18 protein-coding genes are annotated in these 19366 nt (G+C 63.4%); 11 read left to right on the top strand and 7 right to left on the bottom strand.

Annotation, left to right across the window (positions count from 1 at the left end):
- The first annotated feature begins 81 nt into the window (after positions 1-81).
- Positions 82-660: a hypothetical protein gene (locus LVJ94_42425; protein ID WXB03548.1), complete on the top strand. Its 579-nt coding sequence runs from the start codon at positions 82-84 to the stop codon at positions 658-660.
- Here LVJ94_42425 and LVJ94_42420 read toward each other — a convergent pair.
- The 5 genes from LVJ94_42420 to LVJ94_42400 all read right to left on the bottom strand — a co-directional run bounded on the left by LVJ94_42420 (position 584) and on the right by LVJ94_42400 (position 5193).
- Positions 584-1417 carry an amino acid ABC transporter permease gene (locus LVJ94_42420; protein ID WXB03547.1) on the bottom strand — a complete coding sequence of 278 codons (834 nt, stop codon included), beginning with the start codon at positions 1415-1417 and terminating at the stop codon, positions 584-586. The genes LVJ94_42425 and LVJ94_42420 overlap by 77 nt on opposite strands.
- Positions 1414-2070, bottom strand: a complete 657-nt coding sequence (locus LVJ94_42415) for an amino acid ABC transporter permease (GenBank protein WXB03546.1) — start codon at positions 2068-2070, stop codon at positions 1414-1416. The genes LVJ94_42420 and LVJ94_42415 overlap by 4 nt, the downstream gene beginning before the upstream one ends.
- Positions 2070-3008, bottom strand: a complete 939-nt coding sequence (locus LVJ94_42410; protein WXB03545.1) for a glutamate ABC transporter substrate-binding protein — start codon at positions 3006-3008, stop codon at positions 2070-2072. The genes LVJ94_42415 and LVJ94_42410 overlap by 1 nt, the downstream gene beginning before the upstream one ends.
- A gap of 12 nt (positions 3009-3020) precedes the next feature.
- A complete protein-coding gene (locus tag LVJ94_42405; GenBank protein WXB10799.1) occupies positions 3021-3749 on the bottom strand; it encodes an amino acid ABC transporter ATP-binding protein in 729 nt (242 codons plus the stop codon).
- Positions 3750-3810: 61 nt separating this feature from the next.
- Positions 3811-5193: a protein kinase gene (locus LVJ94_42400; GenBank protein ID WXB03544.1), complete on the bottom strand. Its 1383-nt coding sequence runs from the start codon at positions 5191-5193 to the stop codon at positions 3811-3813.
- Between the two features lie 380 nt (positions 5194-5573).
- On the opposite strand from LVJ94_42400, the gene LVJ94_42395 reads away from it, so the two are divergent.
- From LVJ94_42395 to LVJ94_42375, 5 genes are all read left to right on the top strand, one after another.
- Positions 5574-6122, top strand: coding sequence for a hypothetical protein (locus LVJ94_42395; GenBank protein ID WXB03543.1), 549 nt, complete (start codon positions 5574-5576; stop codon positions 6120-6122).
- A 169-nt stretch (positions 6123-6291) separates the two neighbouring features.
- Positions 6292-6810, top strand: coding sequence for an O-acetyl-ADP-ribose deacetylase (locus LVJ94_42390; GenBank protein WXB03542.1), 519 nt, complete (start codon positions 6292-6294; stop codon positions 6808-6810).
- A gap of 272 nt (positions 6811-7082) precedes the next feature.
- Positions 7083-8252, top strand: a complete 1170-nt coding sequence (locus LVJ94_42385; GenBank protein WXB03541.1) for a HEAT repeat domain-containing protein — start codon at positions 7083-7085, stop codon at positions 8250-8252.
- Entirely contained in the window at positions 8245-9231 is a 987-nt protein-coding gene (locus LVJ94_42380; GenBank protein WXB03540.1) for a HEAT repeat domain-containing protein, read from the top strand. The genes LVJ94_42385 and LVJ94_42380 overlap by 8 nt, the downstream gene beginning before the upstream one ends.
- Positions 9228-9773, top strand: coding sequence for a peptidase M23 (locus LVJ94_42375; protein WXB03539.1), 546 nt, complete (start codon positions 9228-9230; stop codon positions 9771-9773). Before LVJ94_42380 ends, LVJ94_42375 begins: the two co-directional genes overlap by 4 nt.
- 34 nt (positions 9774-9807) lie before the next feature.
- On the opposite strand, the gene LVJ94_42370 is transcribed toward LVJ94_42375, so the two are convergent.
- A complete protein-coding gene (locus tag LVJ94_42370; GenBank protein WXB03538.1) occupies positions 9808-10428 on the bottom strand; it encodes a protein phosphatase 2C domain-containing protein in 621 nt (206 codons plus the stop codon).
- A gap of 77 nt (positions 10429-10505) precedes the next feature.
- On the opposite strand from LVJ94_42370, the gene LVJ94_42365 reads away from it, so the two are divergent.
- Positions 10506-11669, top strand: coding sequence for a hypothetical protein (locus LVJ94_42365; GenBank protein WXB03537.1), 1164 nt, complete (start codon positions 10506-10508; stop codon positions 11667-11669).
- A gap of 7 nt (positions 11670-11676) precedes the next feature.
- On the opposite strand, the gene LVJ94_42360 is transcribed toward LVJ94_42365, so the two are convergent.
- The gene (locus tag LVJ94_42360; protein ID WXB03536.1) at positions 11677-11907 is read right to left on the bottom strand and encodes a hypothetical protein; all 231 of its coding nucleotides are present in this window, start codon (positions 11905-11907) and stop codon (positions 11677-11679) included.
- A 137-nt stretch (positions 11908-12044) separates the two neighbouring features.
- Here LVJ94_42360 and LVJ94_42355 point away from each other — a divergent pair, with 137 nt between their 5' ends.
- From LVJ94_42355 to LVJ94_42340, 4 genes are all read left to right on the top strand, one after another.
- Positions 12045-13772, top strand: coding sequence for a sigma-54-dependent Fis family transcriptional regulator (locus LVJ94_42355; GenBank protein ID WXB03535.1), 1728 nt, complete (start codon positions 12045-12047; stop codon positions 13770-13772).
- Positions 13773-14019: 247 nt separating this feature from the next.
- The gene (locus LVJ94_42350) at positions 14020-14640 is read left to right on the top strand and encodes a hypothetical protein (protein ID WXB03534.1); all 621 of its coding nucleotides are present in this window, start codon (positions 14020-14022) and stop codon (positions 14638-14640) included.
- A 55-nt stretch (positions 14641-14695) separates the two neighbouring features.
- Positions 14696-15493 (top strand): hypothetical protein, encoded by a 798-nt coding sequence (locus tag LVJ94_42345; GenBank protein WXB03533.1) that lies wholly within the window; start codon positions 14696-14698, stop codon positions 15491-15493.
- Positions 15494-15574: 81 nt separating this feature from the next.
- Complete coding sequence (locus tag LVJ94_42340; GenBank protein WXB03532.1) at positions 15575-18406, top strand: protein kinase; 2832 nt, start codon at positions 15575-15577, stop codon at positions 18404-18406.
- Positions 18407-19366: the final 960 nt, after the last annotated feature.

Here is a 19366-nt window from a genome sequence, read left to right as displayed (position 1 = left end):
CCAAAACACGACTCAACCGCCCAATGCATGTGTCCCATTTCGCATGTGTCCCGTTTCTGAATATGCGTTAGCGTTCCCATCATGTGGCTCGAAGCGATTCTCTCACGCGAAGACTTGGTGGCAGTGATCGAGCAGCTCGTACCGCTGAAGATACGGCTCGACGTGAACGACGATGAAAAGGACGATGCCGAAGGTCGGTTTCTCGTGCTTCACGATCCCAGCGAGGTGACGCTCGTTCCCGACGTGGGTTTGCGGCTCGTCTGCAAAGCGAGTGTGCGCTGGCCCGTATTTCGGATTCGCGTTCCGGTGACCATCAAATCGCTCACCGTGATTTTGAAGCCCGCCGTGGAGCGCATCGACGGCCGCGATGCGCTCACCTTCGGGCTGCATGTCGAGCATGCCGATCTCGCGGGGCTGCCTCCGATGATCGATGCGCACATCACCGTGAAGATCAACGAGGCGCTGGCCAAGGAGAGCCTCGTGTGGGACTTCACGAAGACGCTGTCCCACGCGTTCAAGCTCCCGCCGGTGCTCGAAGGCCTCGACGCCTTCGAGCTCGCGGTGGCGGGCGGCAAAGTGAAGATTACCGACGAGGCGTTGGGGCTGGCGATCGCTTTCCGTCCCCGCGTTTTGCGAGCCAATTCGCAAACGCCGACATGATCGCGCACATGCCGATGTAAATCGCGGCGACGACCAGGTACGTCGGCACGTAGGGAAGGTCGAAGGCCAGGCGGCTGCCCATCTGTTTGCCGACGTAGAGAAGCTCGGGGTAGGTGATGATGAACCCCAGCGCCGTGTCCTTCAAGAGCACCACGAGCTGCCCGATGATTGACGGCAGCATGGCGCGAATCGCCTGCGGCAGCAGAATGAGCCGGACCACCTGGCCCTTCTGCATGCCCAGCGCATACGCCGCCTCGGCCTGCCCGCGCGGGATGGCCGCGATGCCCGCGCGGATGATCTCCGCGAGCACCGAGCCGTTGTACACGGTGAGGCCCGCTACCAGCGCCCAGAAATTGCTAATGTGCCAGCCGTACTGCAGCGGCACGTAGTACCCGAAGAAGATCAGAATGAGCAGCGGAATGGCGCGGAAAAGCTCGACCAAGAACGTGGCCGGCGCGCGAAAGATCCACGCATCGCTGATGCGCGCGCTGGCGAAGACGCCGCCGAAGATGAGCGCCAACACCGCCGCGGTTCCCGCAGCCTCCAGGGTGGCGAGCAACCCGTGGAGCAATTGGAGCTGAATCGCCTCGTATTCGAATTGCTTCCACTTGAGCGGCTCGAACTGCCCGGTCTCCGTGAAGCGGTAAATCGTAAATGCCACGAAGGCCCCGATGAGCCCGAGGGTGGCAACTCCGACCAGGCGATGCCGCACCCGCGCGCGCGGGCCGGGCTCGTCGTAGAGAACGGAAGCGCTCATCGAACCACCGCCCATCGACGTTCGAGGTAACGCTGCAATAGAATGAGCGGCACCACGAAGCACAAGAAGCCGAAGGTAATCCAGAAAAGGGTCACCACTTGGTTTTCACCGCGCTCGGAGAGGTACGCTTGAATGGCGCCGGCCTCCACCACGGAGAAACCGGCGGCCACCGTCGTATTCTTCAACATGGCGTTCAACATGCTGATGAGCGGCGGCACCACCGTGCGAAACGCCTGCGGGAGGACGATCAGGTACAAGACCTGGCCGAACGTCATCCCCAGTGCGCGTGCGGCCTCGCCCTGGCCTACGGGCACGGTGTTGATGCCCGAGCGCAGCGTTTCGCAGATGAAGGCCGCAGTATAAATGGTGAGCGCCGTGTACGCCGCCGGCTCGAAGGCGATCTCGATTCCCAATTTTGGTGCGGCGAACACCAAGAAGGCAAAGACGAGGGTCAGCGGCGTATTGCGAATGATGTTCACGTACGCCGCCCCCAGCCCGCGCAGCACCGGCACCGGCGACACGCGCATCGTCGCCAGGATGGTGCCTACGGTGAGCGACCCCACCGCGCCGATGACGAAAAGCTTCAGCGTGGTGAGGAAGCCGCGGGAAAAGATGTCCCAGTTGTTGGTCAGCGTGCGGAAAAACTCGAGCATCAGTAGCGTTCGGCGGGAGGTTGCGTCGCCGACGATCCGGACAGACCCAAGGTGCCGTCGTAGATCTTCTTCCAGGTGCCGTCTTTGTTGGCCGCTTCGAGCACGTCGTTCACCGCATTGCGGAAGGCCGTATCATCCTTGGCCACGCCGATGCCGTACTTCTCCTGGCTGAAAGGCTGGCCGATGACTTTGAGCTTGCTCGGGCTTTGCGCGGCAAATCCCTTCAAGATGGCATCGTCGGTGGTGACCGCGTCGACCTTCTTGTCGAGCAGCTGCGAGACACACTCGGAGTAAGTTTTGAACTCGCTGATGTTCCCGTCGTCGGTCAGCTTTTGCTCGCGCACGCGCTGCAAGGGCGTCGAGCCCGTGGCCGAGCACACCTTCTTGCCCTGCAACGTATCCTTGCCGGTGATGGCCGATTCGTCTTTGCGGACCAAGAGATCTTGGCCGGCGATGAAGTACGGACCTGCGAATCCGACGTCGTTCTTGCGCTTGTCGGTGATGGAGTACGTGCCCACGTAGTAATCGATTTCGCCGCCCTTGATGGCCGTCTCGCGGTTGGTCGAAGGGATCTCTTTGTATTCGATCTTCGACGGGTCGATGCCGATGCGCGCGGCGACCAGCTGGGCAACTTCGATATCGAACCCGCACCGCTTTCCGTCGGCGTCTTTGTATCCCAGGTTCGGTTGGTCGGCCTTCACACCGACCACGATTTTGCCGGCGCCCTTGATCTTGTCGTACGTCTTGCTTCCCTCGATTTTCACGTCCGTGGCGGGCGTGAGCTTGACGCCCGAGCTGGCGCATTTGTCGCCCGTGCCCACGGCGGCGCTCGTGCTGCCGGCAGCACGCGGCTCGTCCTTCTTTCCACACGCGCCCAACGCCATCACGATCGCGAGGACACCCATACCCATCAAAGACGCAGTTCTGCAGGAGTTCATTGGAGCCTCTCTTTAGTGCGTTAGGATCTTCGACAAGAAATCTTTGGCCCGATCGGTTTTCGGGTCGTCGAAAAATTGTTCCGGCGGGGCCTGCTCGACGACCTGCCCGTCGGCCATGAATACGACGCGATGCGCTGCGCGGCGGGCAAACCCCATCTCGTGCGTGACGACGATCATGGTCATCCCACCTTTGGCCAGGCTGGTCATGACGTCGAGAACCTCGTTCACCATTTCGGGATCGAGCGCGCTGGTGGGCTCGTCGAAGAGCATGGCTTTGGGGCGCATGGCCAGCGCCCGCGCAATGGCGGCGCGTTGCTGCTGCCCGCCGGAAAGCTGCGCCGGGTATTTGTCGGCCTGGTTCTTGATGCCCACGCGCTCGAGCAAGGCGAGGCCGCGCGTTCGCGCCTCTTCCTCGGGCTCTTTGAGCACCTTGATGGGGGCGAGCATCACATTCTCGAGGATAGACTTGTGCGCGAAGAGATTGAACGACTGAAACACCATGCCGACCTCGCTCCGCAGTTTGGCCAGCGCAGCACCCTCTTCGGGAAGCGGGCGGCCCGCGAAGCGAATTTCCCCGCCCTGGATCGTTTCGAGGCGGTTAATGGCGCGGCACAGCGTGGATTTGCCCGAGCCGGACGGCCCGATGACCACCACGACCTCACCCGCTGCGATCTCCAGGTTCACGTCCCGCAGCACGTGCAGTTGCCCGTACCACTTGTTGACCCCCTTGAGCACCACCAACGGATCTGTCTCGGCCATTAAGGCACCAACGTTAGGAAGAACGCTCTATTCGCGCAAGAACTCAATCGATGGTGGTCTCGAGGTCGCCAGGGCTGACGGCCGTTCCCTTTTGGGTTTGAGGTGCGCGGGGCCGCGGTGCGGGTGCCATTTCGGGAGAAGAATGTTGCGCGGACGGCTTGGGCGCGGGGCGTTGGCTTGCGGAGGCCGCGGGGATTGGCTCCGCAGGGACTTTTTCTTGCAAAGACTCGTGCGAAGGCTCTTGCGAAGGTGGCGGATCGGCGGCGGGTATTTGCGCAGGCGCAGGCGGCGGGACGGCGGGCTTGCGAAGAAGGAGAACGCCGGTGGACGAAGCGCCCGCCACGCCGAATGCGATGGCCAGGGTCACCCCGGTGCGCTTCCCGAGCCGGCGCAAACTCTCGCGGCGTTGCAATCGACGCTGCGTGCGGTCCCATTTGTCCTGGTCCTGCTGCCAGCGGCTGATGGCCAGCGGCGTTTCCGATGGCGTGATCGGTGCGGTGAGCGCGGGTTTGGGGCTCTCGTCGGGGCGGGCTGCCGACTCGGGAAGCTCGTTCGCGAGGTCGTGAAAGCGCGCGGCGAGGTAGCGCGCGTCGGGGCGCTCATCCGCATTGTGGGAAAGGCAGCGCGCGATCAGCGCGGTGAGGTCGCGCGGGTAGTCTCCGAATTGGCTAAGGAGCGGTGCCGCGGGCGGCCGGGCCGAGAGCACGGCGGCCAGACCCGCGGCGCCCAGGTGCGCGTAGGGCGCGCGGCCGGTGAGCAAGATGAAAAGGACGACGCCCACCGCGTGAATGTCCATCTTGGGCGAGGGCTGTCGACCGAGGACTTGCTCGCGCGGGGAGAAGGGCGGCGTGCCGATGAACAGGTCGTCGGTGCGCACGGTGGAAGCTACGCGATGCGCAATTCCGAAATCGACGACGAGCACCCACCAGGTTTGGCCCAGCACGTGCACGAAGAGGTTCTCGGGTTTGATATCGCAGTGGACCACGCCTCGCTCGTGCGCAAACGCGAGTGCTTTGCTGATCTGATGGGCAATCGCCAATGCGATTTTGGGCGGGAAACGCCGTTGCTTGATGGCGTAATAGTAATGAATCAACTCGCTCAGCGGACGGCCGCGCAGGAGCGTCATCGCATAAAAGGGAGTGCCATCCGCATCATCGAGGCCGCCAAAATCGAAGACCGTGCAAATGTGTGCGCTCCCCTCGAGGAGAGAATGCGTCTGCGCTTCGGCGCGAAATCGCGCCACCATCGCAGCGTCCCGCGCGAGCGACGCTTTCATGACTTTGACGGCGCACGTTCGCTCGAGATCCGTTTGCGTAACCTCGTAAACCGTGCCCATGGCGCCGCCGCCCAGACGCCTAACGATTCGATATTTGCCGGCGAGGACGACACCGGCTGCGTATTCCACTTCCCCGACGTTCTTGGGCATCGGACGACTCCCAGGATCGGCGTGAGCGTAGCGCGTGCGCTCGGCGGTGGAAGAGTGAAGATGTACCGTTGCCGACATCGCGCGAACGGCGCCGTCAGGTGGGAGGAGTAATGAGCTCATCCTCTATGGGAGAGGACGAAATCGTCCAAGGATGACCTAGCGGTAGCGCTTTGCTTGAAGTTGGGACACGATTGGTCGTTTCGTTTCGCCCCCAGGCAATGCCGCGTCGCCTCATGAAAGAGTCCAAGAAACAACCGGGCCCGTTCGGTACTGATCCCGATCCAGCATTTGCCGCGACCGATCCAGGTCCTCCGACGTTTGGCGAAGGCGGGACGCAGGAGCGCGGGGTGCGCGAATCTGCGGCGCTAGAGGAAGATGTATTGAGGGCTGCGCGCGAGTTCTCGCATCTGGATCGCGACACGGCCGCGCGTGCGGCGCGGATCGTGAATCAATACGAACGCGACTATGCGCGCCTCGCCGAGGAGGCGGTGGCGTCAACGGATGCGGAATCGATTGGCGTCTTCGTGGAAGCATTTCAGCGTGCCAAGCCGGTGGCGCAGGAATCGCCCGAGGAGGCCGCGGCGCCCCGTTCCGAATTGCTTCCCGGCGTCCGCATTCTCGAATGGGACGAAGAGAAACAACGCACCCCGCGCAATGGCTCGGAGCACCGCGAACGTCCCAATTCGACGCCGCCCGATTCGCCCGACGCGCTCCGCGCATCGCGCCGCGCCAAGGCCCTGCAAGCCGATCTGGCCGCCGCCCAAGCCGCCATGGCGGAATCCGCCGCGGAGGAGGATGCGGTTTCCGACGGCGATCGCATCACGCACCCGAGCCTCCACCGCCGTCGCGAGCGCCGGCAGCTCGCGATCCTCGTCGCCGTCGCCGTCGTTCTCGGCATCGTTGCCTGGGCACTATTAAAAGCGCCATAGCGCATCGATCCCATCTTTCAGGCCACCGTCGAAAGTGTGGAGGAGGCCATCCTCAATTCGCTCACCATGGCCACGACCACGCGCGGTCGCGACGACCATGTGGCGCATGCGATTCCGCTCGATCGATTGCGCGCGGTGATGCACCGTTACGGGCGCTAACATCGCCTGCATGGTGCACATCGAAATCGTCCAGGGCGACATTACCGAGCAAGACGTCGATGCCATCGTGAACGCCGCCAACTCGTCCCTGTTGGGCGGGTCAGGCGTCGATGGTGCCATCCACGACCGGGGCGGCTACACCATTTTGGAGGAGTGCCGTCGCATCCGCGCCGAGCGCTACCCGAATGGCCTCCCCACCGGCAAGGCCGTGGCCACGGGCGCTGGGGCCCTGCCCGCGCGCTGGGTCATCCACACCGTTGGCCCCATCTATGCGCGCTCGCCGGCCCCGGCCCGCGAACTCGCGAGTTGCCATGTCGAGTCGCTGCGGATTGCCGACGATTTGGGCGCGCGCACCGTTGCCTTTCCCGCGATTTCCACGGGCATATATGGATATCCATTGCACGAAGCCGCCCCGATCGCACTTCGCGCGGTGCGCGAGTCGACGACGTCGGTCGAACTCGTGCGCTTCGTTCTTTTCGACGAAGCTGCGCTGCGTGCATTTACCTCGGCCGAGGCCTCCTCCTCCTAAGGCGAGCGCCGGTGTCGATGCCACATGGCTGGTGCAGGCATGGGGTATTGAAACACCATCGCGATGGTTCGCGAAAAAGACGCGATTGATCGCGAATGTGAAGTGCCCAATTGCGAATTGGGGCGAAGATTCTTTGTCGATTGTTCACACAGGGAACTAGTGTTGCTCACCCGCCGTTCGGTGATATATGCATTGGCTCCCAGCCGTTGGAGCTCGAGCTTCCGGTCGCCCCGCGCGATTCGGTCAAAAGGGCTTTGGAAAAGGAGATTTCGATGGCGCGAAGAAGGCTCCTCGTATTTGGGCTCGTCGGATCGCTGATCGTCATTGGTGTCATGTTGCGTTGGGTCGTGCGTGACGCCTCGCATGCATCGTTGGACCCTCGTGAATGGCAGTCTTCGGGAGAAATGCCAGGCGCGGTCGATATGGCATCGGGCGGCGGCCCATTGGGGTCGGCTCCGCCCGTCGAACAGCTTCCCGTAACCGTATGTTGGAAAAATCTCTCCTCCTTCGACAAGAATCTGTCGCTGACGAACTTTCGCGCGGCATTGGCCGCGGCGCTGTCGGCGAACGATCAGCATCTCACGAATTACCTTCAAGAGCGCCTGGCCGAGTTGGTCGGCGACGATCCGCAAAAGGCCCTGGAGGTCGTGGATTGGGCCGAGACGTCCTCGCCGCCGGCATTGGGCGTCTACATGGAGGCGTTGAAGAAGACGCCCGCCGTCCAAAACGAGGAGGTTTCCGAGCGTCTCGTGGGCCTTGGGGAGAGCAAAACGGTGAGCCTGGAGCATCGCTCGGCGGCCATCGATGCACTGGAAACCCAGCGGCGGCTTTCCGATCGTGCGCTCTCGCGTCTCACCGCCGTGGCCATGGACGAGACGGTGGATTCGACGGCGTGGGTGGCCACGCGCACGTTGGGGCGCGTCATGAAAGAGGATTACGCGCGCACGGGCAACTTCGATCGGTATTGGAAACAACTCCTACAGATTGGGGAGCGCTCCAATGAATCGGCGGTCCGCGTTTTGGCCTTGGAGATGCCGTCCTACTCGAATCCACTGGTCGACCGCGCGTCGATGGACCGATTGGGCAACATTCTGCACAGCGACCCTGAGCGCGACGTGCGCGAAATGGCGGCATTCCGCCTGGCCGTGACCACGGATCCGCAAAGGGCGTTGGACATTTTCCGAGGTGCCTTCGCGCAGGAGAAGGAGCTCTGCGTTCGCTGGGCCATCGTGCGCTTCGCCGTGCGAGCCGCCGGTGAGCAGGCCTTGCCGCTGCTCGCACAATTTGCCGCACAAGATCCGCGCTTTCAGCAGGACTACCTCGACTTCAAAGCCCTTTACGCGCAGGGGACGGTCGACTTCGCGCGCGTTTGGTTCGAGAAGCAAGAACGCCATCAATGCCCCGAAGAAGGCGAAGGCGAGGAGGGCCGCACCAATGGATAAGCGCATTTTCGCATTCGTGGCCGCTGCGGCGGGGCTGGTGCTCTTCGCAGGGCCGGTGACCGCTACGGCTCCGGAGCAGATGCAAAAGGAGAAAGCCTGTTCGGTGGACTCGATGGTCGACAACCTGCGGGAGGCGCTCCAATCGGGGTCACCGTCGTTGAAGCGGTATGCCTCCACGGTGCTGCGCGAAGCGGCGCTCACCTTGTCGGCGGAGGATCTGCGGGCGGCCTTCGTGCGCGAGCGCCAGCCGGTCATGGTCGAAGCGTTGGCCGCGGCACTCGCCACCAAGGCGAGCCATTCGGAGGACCCGTCGCTGATTCGGCCGCTTCTATCACGCGCCACGCACGATGCGGATCCTGCCGTTCGCGCGGCGGCGTTGCGCGGGCTTCGCGCCACCGGTTCGGTGGACATGATGGCGAAGAGCGGTGAACGCGTGCGCTACGAGCAATTGATCCAGGATGCCTCGCCGGAGGTGCGCAAGGCGGTCGTGGAGAACCTCAAGGCGGAGAGCTCCGAGGTGTACGCCGGTCACGATCGCACCGTGTCGGAGACGGCGATTTCGGCCGCCAAGGCGTCCTCCGACCCGGCGGCGACAGCGGAACTCTTGCGCGGTACCTCGATGGAGCAAGTGAGCTCGCGCGGCGTTCGGGACGTGACCGGGCAGCTCGAATCGTCGAATGCGCAGGTTCGTGCGGCGGCGGCGAGTGCGCTGGGCGGTGTGCCCGCCGCGCATTCCTCGGAAGCGCGCGTCGCACTGACGCAGCTCTATCGAAATGATGCAACGCCGGAAGTGCGGCGGGCCGTCCTAGAGTCGATTGCCCATCTAGGGCAGGCGCACGCGATACCGGCCTTGGAATCGCTGGCATCGATCGACCCGTCGATGAAGGGCGAGATTGATGCGTGGGTTTCGGCGTTGAAGGTCGGCCTTCAGGAATGGAACCTCATTTCGAGAGAGAAGGAACGGAGGGAGACGCGATGATAGGTAAATCGTTGTTGTATCTCGTGGGCTTGGTGGGCGTCGTCGGCTGGACCGGCGCGGTGAATGCGGCAACGGCCGTAGGCCCCATTTGCGATCAAGGCGCACGCGTGGGATCTACCACGTATTATTCATGCAACGGCGGTTCCCACAACGCCCTCGACATGAGCAATGGCACCTGTAGCGAGTGGAACCACCGCGGCATGATCAACGTGAGCAAGTACTACAAGTACTACGGTGGTTGCGCGAACACGTGCGGCGGCTCCAGTTGCAACGGCGGTGCCGGTAACTATTACGTGGTCAGCGGCGGCAGTGGGTGGGAGTTCCGCCAATTGCACGTCAACTCGAATGGCAGCTCCGGCTCCAAGACCTGCGATCGCTGCCCGCTCGGTCTTGTCGGCTCCACCGGCCAGTCCACGGGCGCCCACGTGCACGCGGACAATCGCCAGTACGGAACCCGCAAAACCGCCTGGTATACCAGCGTCGGCACCACCTGTGGTTCCAGCGCCTATTGTGGCAATAGGGTAGGGACCCCCACGCTGTAGTCGATTCGAACCGTCGTGGCGTGGGTGGGCGCACTCATTCGCCCAGCCACGCCACCACGACGGCCACGTCATCGGGCAGCACCCGATGGCGATGGCGCACGAGTCGTACGAGGGCCTCTGCACCATTGTCCGACGGCACGCGCACGACCTCGAACATGTCGTTCGGATCGGCGTAGTCGAACAAGCCATCCGTGCCCAGCACGAGGACGCCGCGCGCCTCGACGCTGAATGCGCACGGCCGCGCGCGTCCCGTGCCCAGTCGTGGCTTGCGCGCTTGCTCGCTGGTGAGTTCCCGCGGGCCGTGCCGAGATAGAAGGTAGGCGCGGCTGTCCCCGCAGCTGGCTCCCGCGATGCGATCGCCGACGATGCCCAGGGCGATGCCGGTTGTCTCACCGGCCATGGGATCGCGGGCAATTTCGGAGTCGATGTCGCCCAGGTGCATGGCCCACGCGATCGGATCCGATGCATCGGAATCGCGCTGCAGGGCTACGCGGCGCACGCACTCGACGAAGCGGTCTGCGGCCTTTCCTCCGCCGGGGGTACCGCTCACGCCGTCGGCGACGCACATGATCCATCCTGCGGGCGTGCGGAGGACGACGAAACGGTCCTCCGACGTCGCTCGATACGATGCGGCCGCGGTCGCAAATCGGATCACGAATGCGCAACGATCGAGTCGGTCGCGACCTTCCGTTGGAGCGCCATCGCCCTTATACTTTGCCTTGCAGACTCGACATGGCAGATTTCCAGAAGCCCAACGGGGTACGTGCGCTTCCACCTTGGTGGGAGCTTTTGGCGGAAGACTTTCACGCGCAGAATCCCGGCACCGAGCTGGACGCGAAGCATTGGCTCGCGATACGGGCGGCGGCTGCGGCCGATCGGGTGATGCGAAGCGGACTCTCCGCCGCGCTGACGGTCGCAGCCACGCCTTCCGTCTGGCCGCGTCGCCGATTTGCACAGGATCTCCGGCGTCTCGAGCTGCACGAGGCGCTCGCTCGGAAAGCGGATCCGGTCGCGGCATTTCCTCGCCCCGATTCCCATGTCCGCGTGGAAGCGTTCCCCCTTCGGATGGAGATCCCAGGCCAGCGGCTGCTCTTTCGCAGTACCTTTCAGCCGCGGCATCCGGAGCTCGCGGATAGCTATGGCCGGCTACAGCGCAACGTCCATGCCTGTGCTCAACATTGGTTTCACCCGGGTGGGCCGCGACCCACGTTGATCATGATTCACGGGTATTGGCTCGATTCGCATTGGGTCAATGCTCGATGGTTCGCGTTGCGCTGGTTTTACAAGCACGGTTACGACATCTTGCTTTACACGATGCCCTTCCACGGTCCTCGCTGCGAGCGATGGGACCCTTGGAGCGGATTTCGCCTGTTCTCCCACGGGTGGACCCATACCAACGAGGCCATCTCGCAGGCGGTTCACGATCTCCGAATCTTCATCGACTACCTCGAAGGGCGGGGCGTTCCTCGCGTCGGCCTGAGCGGCCTTTCCCTCGGGGGCTACGTCGCCGCTTTGATGGCGGGAATCGACGACCGCCTGGCCTTCTGCATTCCGAATGCACCCCCTGTCAGTCCCGTGGACTTGGGCCTCGAGTGGATCCCATCCTCCGCCGGCGTCCGCGCGTTCCTCAAGCGGCATGGTCTTAGCGTACCGCAGATGCGCGGCTTGCTCGCGGTGCACAATCCGCTGACCTACGCTCCGCGCATTGGCACCGATCGAATCCTATTGATCGGGGGGGCGGCCGACCGCTTCGTGCCGCCGAAGCATATCCAGCTTTTGCACCGGCATTGGCCCGGGTCGAATCTCCATTGGTTCCCGGGCAATCACGTCATCCATTGGCATCAAGGAGAATATCTCCGCAAAATGAAGCGCTTCATGGATCGCTGCCTGGCGTAAAGTCGGATTACGGTTCCACCGAAATGCATTTTCCAAAGATGGAAGATGGTCCAATCCATTCATTGATGCGACCGCGGTTGTTTCCAATTTGGAATCGCCCGGCCTGAATCGCCTTCACCAGGTGCAGGTACTCCGTTCCGTGTACTTTGCAGAGAACGATGTCTCCGGTGCGGAGCTCGTCATGGTTCGGAACCGGCACCACGGTGCAGAGATTCCCGCTTTCGATCTTCCCCTTCATCGAATGCCCGAGCGGCCGGAATTGCACCGTCTGCCCCGCCCGTAGCTTCTCGATGTACGCACTCGCCCATCCCCTCGGATCGACGTTACACCGTCGTGGTTTCGCGACGTCGCGACAAGTTGTAGGATCCGCCGTTGGTGGAAGCGGTTTCGACGAAACGTCTCATCGTCTCGGGTGGTATGGACGCGGGGGCTCAGTTGCTCGTGAACGAGCAGGTGAAGCTCGTGGGCCGGGCGCGCGATGCGCACCTCATGCTGAGCGATCGCCGCGTGTCGCGGCATCATTTTCACGTGTTTGCCACGAAGGGCGGCGTGCACGTGCGCACGTGCAACAACGCTGCACCGCTCGTGCACGGCGGGCAGGAAGTCCATGCTGCGGAGGTGCGCATCGGCGAAACCCTTCTCGTGGGCGACACCACCTTGCTCGTCGTCGAGTCCGGTGCCCTCGAGGAGGAGTCTGCGCACGAGGGCGCCACCACCGTCGCGTCCCTTCTTACCGGTGCGGGCGCGGAGATTCGCGGACTGGCCGCCATGTATGCGCTCAACGAAGCGCTCACGCCGGCTGCCGACGCGCACGCCATCGAGGGCATCCTCGGCTCGTGGGTCAAGCAGCATGCATCGTGCACCTCGGTCGAACTGCTGCCCATCGGTGACCGCACACCCGAGCGCAGCGAACCCCTCGTCGAGACCGCCTTGGCGGATGGCGACACGCGCATCGTCGTGCCCACGTATGGGGCATCCCTCGGCGGAATCGCGTTCACCCTCGCCATCCCGGCGTCCCGGATTGGCGACCCATTGCGCCGCGTCCTAGTTCTCGCGGCATCGCTCTGCGGTGCGCACCTCGCGCGCTTGTCGGTGCTCGCCACCGTGAAGGAAGATCGCGAAACGCTGCGCCGCCAGGCCGTCGGCAGCGCCCACGCGTTCCTCGGCGATTCGCCTACCGCCCTCGAGCTCACGCGGACCATCCCACGCCTTGCCGCCTCTGACGTCACCGTGCTTCTCCTCGGCGAAACCGGCGTGGGAAAAAGCTTCGTCGCGCGCCTCCTTCACGAGACGGGGCCTCGCCGCGACGCCCCCATGCGCATCATCAACTGCGCCGCGATTCCCGAGGCCCTCATCGAGAGCGAACTATTCGGCCACGAGCGCGGCGCCTTCACCGGTGCCATCGCGACCAAAGTCGGCGCCTTCGAAGCGGCCGGCCAGGGCACGATCCTTCTCGACGAAATCGGCGAGCTCCCGTGGCCCAGCCAGGCAAAGCTCCTTCGCGTGCTCGAGGAAAAGTGCTTCGAGCGCGTGGGCTCGAACCGCGCGATCCCCTTGCACGCGCGCGTCGTGACCGCCACCAACCGCGATCTCGCGGCCATGGTCGCCGAGGGCACCTTCCGGCGTGACCTCTATTTCCGAGTCTCGGCGGCGAAGTACACCGTGCCTCCTTTGCGCGATCGCGGCGACGACCTCGTCCTGCTTGCCCAGCGCATTCTCGCGGACATCGGTCCCAGCGCTGGCCGTCGCGTCGACGGCTTCTCTCCCGATGCACTCGAGGCGTTGCGCGGCTATTCCTGGCCGGGCAACGTCCGCGAGCTTCGCCACGCCATCGAGCTGGCCGTGGTTCTCGGCAGCGGGCCGCTCCTCACCGCGGCGGATCTTTCGCTCGCGCCGCCGGCATCGGTCAAGGCCGCAGCGGCGCCGGAAGAGGGCGAGCTCGCGCCGCCCGACACGGTGCAGTTGCCCGCGAAACTCGACGACATCGAACGCCGCGCCATCGATGCCGCCTTGCGCGTTACCGGCGGCAACGTGACGAAGGCCGCCGCGCTCCTGGGAATCAGCCGAAACACGCTGCACAACAAGATGCGCCCAAAAACGTGACACTGCCCAAGATTGAGGCAGTGCGAGTGCTCAAATTTTTGGCACTCGGCACGGTGACGGATCGATGAACCCTTTGAAAACGCGGCAAATGCGATGGGGTACGATTGGCCCGCCGTTTGCTGAAGTGTAGCTCCGAGCGCCCCTCGGGGGGAGGTCCAATACCGGCCCTCTCTTCCACCACCACCACCACCAGGGGGGCGCTCGCCTTATCTTTCTTGGCTCGAAGCACCTCGCGGATGTCGATGCTATGCCGTTGGCCAGACTGTGCGAGCTCGTCTCGCGGCCGCTTGTCCAAGGACCCCCTTTTCCGCTGCACGGCCACTTCGGCCATAGCATCGGCGACGCGCTCCATTCGCTCTTACGCCTGAAAAACGGCTTCTTCGGCTTCGACAACGCACTGCACGTCTTCCCGGACATCAACGTGGGCACGTTGCCGGGCATCATCCGCTGGAACGACCTCGCCACCTGGCGCTATGCCTACGGCGGCCTCGCCGATCGCGGCGTCTTCTTCGCCGACACGGTCTTTGGCGATTCGTTCGTATGGCGCGGCCAATCCATCTGCCGCTTCGACGCGCAAACCGCGACATACCTCCCCATTGCACACTCGATGGAGGAATGGGCATCGCTGCTTTTGCACGGCCCCACGTTATGGACCGGCCAAAAGCTGGCCGCCGCCTGGCAATCGCAAAATGGTCCATTGCCCCGAGGGCAACGGTTGGTGCCGAAAGAGCCATTCGCGCCCGGTTGCGCGTACAAAGTCGAGAACCTGCGCGCCATGGACGCCGTCGCGAGCATGCGCCTTCGCGGCGAGTTCGCATTGCAGTGGCGGCGCGACGTGACCTCGGGCGTGCGCAAATGGGCGGGTTGACGCTTCGTACGCGCATGGGGCGCGACGAGCAAGCTCTTGCGGCATCTATAGATGCATGGCCGGCGAATTTGATTCGACGTTGTACGCAACACTGCCGACGCGGTCGGTGGCGAGCACTTTGAGCCTTGCACGCGCATTGCTCGAAGCCGCGCCGAAGAGTCAGGGCGCAGCCCAGCAGAAGGCACTTTGCAAAGTGCACGACGCAGCCGTGACCCTTCAGTCGACGTGGTCCGAACCGCAAACGGCACCCAGCCAAGCCGCCGCGCGCGCCTTCGACATGGCCCTCGATGTGGCATGGCGCGCACTCTACGTTCGCCTCAATGCATATGGTGCATTGCCCGTCGACCGCCATCCGCAAGCCCGCCGCGCATTGGACCTAGTTGGCATTCTCTTCCCCACGGGACTCGGCTTTTTGACACTGCCCTACAGCGAAGAATGGGCCGAAAGCGAGAAACGACTCGCCGCCATTGCGCAGCACCAGTTTGCCGGAGACCTGGACGTCCTCTGCGGCCCCGAGTTCCTCCCCAACGTGAAAATCGCCCACGCCGCCTACGGCGAATCCCTCGGCATTACCCAAGGCAGCGAACCGAGAGCCCCCGCCGTCGCTGCACCGTTGCGCACGTTGCAGAATGCGATTGCGGCGTACGCCCGCCGCATCCTCGGCGAGGTGGACGAGGACGAGGTCCATACGGTGCTAGCCGCGCAAGCTGCGCTCCGGCCGTACGAGGACTTTCGCAAGCGCGTGCGAGGCGTGGGAAGACGGGCGAACCCGCTGAGCCGGAGGAGCCGATCCACGCACCGATTCCGCCAGCACCGGCGGCGTAGCCCGCGACGCCCGCGAAAATCTGCGTGACCGACCGACGTGAGGGGACGGTGGCACCTTGACGCTGGGAAGAGCCAGACGGCATCATGTCCGGTCGGAAGAAAGCGCGGAATGTCAGGCCAAGCCGTTTCAAAACGCGTGCTGGCGCGCGTCGGCACCGATGTGCTGAAATATCGGATCGAGCGGCTGATCGGCATCGGCGGCATGGCCGCGGTGTACGCCGCGACCCATCGCAACGGAAATCGGGTCGCGCTCAAGTTTCTGCTCGAGCGTTACGCGGACGATCCGGAAATCTGCCGCCTCTTTCGTCGCGAAGCGTACGTCGCCAATCAAGTGGATCACCTAGGCGCCGTCAACGTGCTGGACGACGACATCGACGAAGGCGGATGCCCCTTCATGGTCATGCCGCTCCTCGAAGGCGAATCGCTGCGCCGCCGTTGGGAGGAAAAAGGTAAGCGATTACCGGTCGCCGAGGTCGCCGTCTTCATCGCCGACGCTCTGGAGGTCTTGGCGGCGGCGCACGCCAAGGGCATCGTTCATCGCGACATCAAGCCGGACAACTTGTTCGTGACGAACACCGGCTATGTGCGCGTGCTCGACTTCGGCATCGCGCGCCGCCTCCAGGGCGACGGCACCGGGACGGCGACGGGACAGATGCTCGGGACCCCTGCGTTCATGCCGCCAGAGCAGGCCCTCGGCGAGCGAACGAGCGTCGGGCCGCACAGCGATTGTTGGGCAGTGGGGGCCACGATGTTTCTACTCTTATCGGGGGAATTCGTTCACCAGGCCGACAACGCGAACGCGCAGCTGGCCGCAGCAGCAACACGGCGCGCGCGGTCCCTCGCCGGGGTGGCACCCACCTTGCCGGCATCCATTGTCCAGCTGGTGGACAAGGCGCTGGCCTTCGATGTCGCCGAGCGATGGGCATCGGCACACGAGATGCGCGAGGCTTTGCTGCAGCTGTTGAGCGAGGTCGTCGGAAAGCCGCTCTCCGACATTGCTGGCGAAGTTCGTCGCGAGCTCACCGCAGAGCTGTCTCCCAAGACGGTCGACCTTCACGCAAACGCGACATTTGCACCCGAGCACGGACATCGAGCCGAAGCTTCGGACGATGGGGGAGATGCTCGGAAGCCCGTTGGTGCCGAGCAAAGGCTGGGGGTCGTGGATGTTCGCGGTGAGCGGTTGCCGCGAGCTGTCGATAGAGCATCTACGGTGCTCGCCGCGGGAGTGGTTGAGCGAGTGGCTTCAAGAAAGCGGCGCTTCTGGGGCCCCACGCTAGGCGCCATCGCCTTACTGGCTATCGGGGGAGCCTTACTCGGTCAGGCGAATCGAAGGAAGAGTGAGGTTATCACCGCGTCGACGGCCACCAGCATGACCGTCATCGATCTTCCGATCTCGCCCACGTGCAAGAGTGAAGCGGTCATTCACTATCGCGAGGGGCTCATTGCGCTGCGCAAGGGGACGACGGACGTGGCGCATGCAGCATTCGAGCAAGCCTCCGCACTCGACCCTGCGTGCCCTGAACCTCATTTGCAATTGGCGCTGTCGGGCTACTTCTTGACGTACCCAATTGCGAAGGAGCGCGAATGGTTTCGCCAGGCTCTTGCCCTTCGCGATGCCCTGGGTGAACGAGAACGTCTCATTCTAGATGCGTATGCGCCCATCATCATGTCCGAGCCTGCCGATCGGCAAGAGGCAACTCGTCGGCTGGATGAAGCTGTTCAGCGATTCCCAGGGGATTCTCAGCTTCTCACTTTTGCAGCAATGGCCCATCTGCTGAATTCCGAGGTCGAACAAGCCGACGTTGAATATGCGCTCGAGCTCGCGCGCAGGCAGTCGGCCGTCGATCCGCTGGACGCAAATGGTTGGCAGGTGCAGGGCGGGGCTTATTCATTGCTGGGCCGAAACGAAGAGGAGCGAGAGTCGTTGCGCAAATGCCTCGAAATCGCTCCCGGCTCGACATCGTGCCTCGACCAGAGGAGTCGCAATTTTCGGCGATGCGGAGATTGTGAGGCCGCATTGACGGACGCTCGCTCATGGATCGTCAATGCGCCGAGAAACCATCGAGCATATCTCACATTGTCTCAGGCACTGGCGGCCACGGATGCCCCTTTCGAGAGTGTCGAGTCGGCGCTACAGCAGATGCGGGACTTTGGTCCGAAAGAGTGGAGTGATGTTATCTATGTATATTATTCAGCGCTTTTGGCAGCCCTGAATGGCGATTTCGTGCAGGCCGAGAAATTCGCCGAGAAGATGGGGGCTCAGGCCCAAGTATCGTCGGTTCTTTTGCACCATGTACGAATGTCGGCGCTGCTCGTGGATATTTACATGGAGACGGGCCGAGGCTCGCGCGCGGTCCCTGTAGCCGAGCGTTTCCTGCGCCGAAAAGATGCAGCTTCGGCGGGGTTCTGGCGCGCAGCAGCGTTCGAGCCTCTGGTTCTGGTCGCACTCTTCCGACCTGAACGCGCGCGCTGGCTCGATTGGGTCGAGCACTGGGAGACCAATGCCGTGCCAGAACTCAGCAAGCGGCAAGCTTGGGCGCTTCGCTGGGGGCCTGTCAGTAACACGAGCGACGACGTAGGTTTGCGGGCTTGGAAGGAGCGGCGAAGCGAGGATCAAGTCTCCGTGAGGGCCGATCAGCAATACATCGTACCGGTTATGGTCGACGCCTTCGAGGGAAGGATTGCCCTTGCTGCTGGCCAATACGACACGGCGGCGAGCCTGCTCGAATCGTCCGTCAAACCTTGCTTCAAATTGGAGCAGCCGTTCACGAACACACGCGCCTATTTTTGGCTCGGGGAAACAAAGGAGCGCATGGGAGACGTGGCGGGCGCTTGCAACGCGTACCGCATCGTTCTGCAACGGTGGGGCAATGCCAAGCCGCGATCCATCACCGGGGACGAGACGAAGAGGCGTGTTCGTGCCCTCGGGTGCACGCCGTGAAGCCCATAGCTAGCGTCCGCGCGCCTCTCGAAGGCCGAGTCCATCGTCCTGGACGTTGCCTCTGATGCACGCGAGCTCGCTCCGTAGCGCCGGCTAAATGCACCGCGGCAGTTTCGCAACGTCGCGCAATCCTGTAAGCTCTCGCATTGGTGGAAGCAGCAGTTTCAGCGAAACGCCTCATCGTTTCCGGTGGCGTGAACGCTGGCGCTCAATTGCTAGTGAACGAGCGCGTGAAACTCGTGGGGCGGGCGCGGGATGCGCACCTTGTTCTGAGCGATCGACGTGCGTCGCGGCACCATTTTCACGTGTTTGCGACGAAGGACGGCGTGCACGTTTGCGCGAGCAACAACGCTGCGTCGCTCCTTCACGGCGGGCAAGAGATTCTCGAAGGACAGGTCCCGGTGGGTTTGGCGAAGATGTCGTGCTCCCGCATCAATCGTTCTACACGTCTCTTGCTGACACGGATCCCTCGGGCTCGAAGGTCACGGTGCGCTCGCGGGCTGCCGTACGTGTCTCAGACTTCGCTTGTGCGTCGTGGCCATCTCGACCGCAAGCTGCGCATCGCTCCGTTCACGCGAAGGTGCTGGCCTCCTCGCTCACGCGTAATACCACTTCGGGACACGCCCAACACCTTGCATAGCACAGCGATCGGGTACGACGCCTTCTCCTCGTGGACGAACGCAAACCTCGCGTCGACCTTCGCGAAGAGGGCCGTCGCTTTTTAGGATGTCGCGTCCCATCTCGAGCCGTTTTACTTTCTGCCGGAGCTTCGTGAGCTCGTCGCGCTCTGCCATCGACAGGCTCTCCTTCGGAACGTCAGCAGCGTCGGCTTCCGCGCGCTCGATCCAGGAACGCAAGGCCGTCTCCGCTAGATCAAGGTCTTTGGCCACCTGCCCGATCGTGCGGTCTCCTACCTTGGAGGTCCCCCGTTTCAGTGGACAGTCCCGTTAACTCGAAGTA

Source organism: Sorangiineae bacterium MSr11367 (assembly GCA_037157805.1).
In the GTDB taxonomy this organism is placed as follows: Bacteria; Myxococcota_A; Polyangia; order Polyangiales; family Polyangiaceae; genus Pendulispora; species Pendulispora rubella.
The sequence above is the reverse complement of the archived record's forward strand: the minus strand, read 5'-3'. Positions and strand labels throughout refer to the sequence as shown.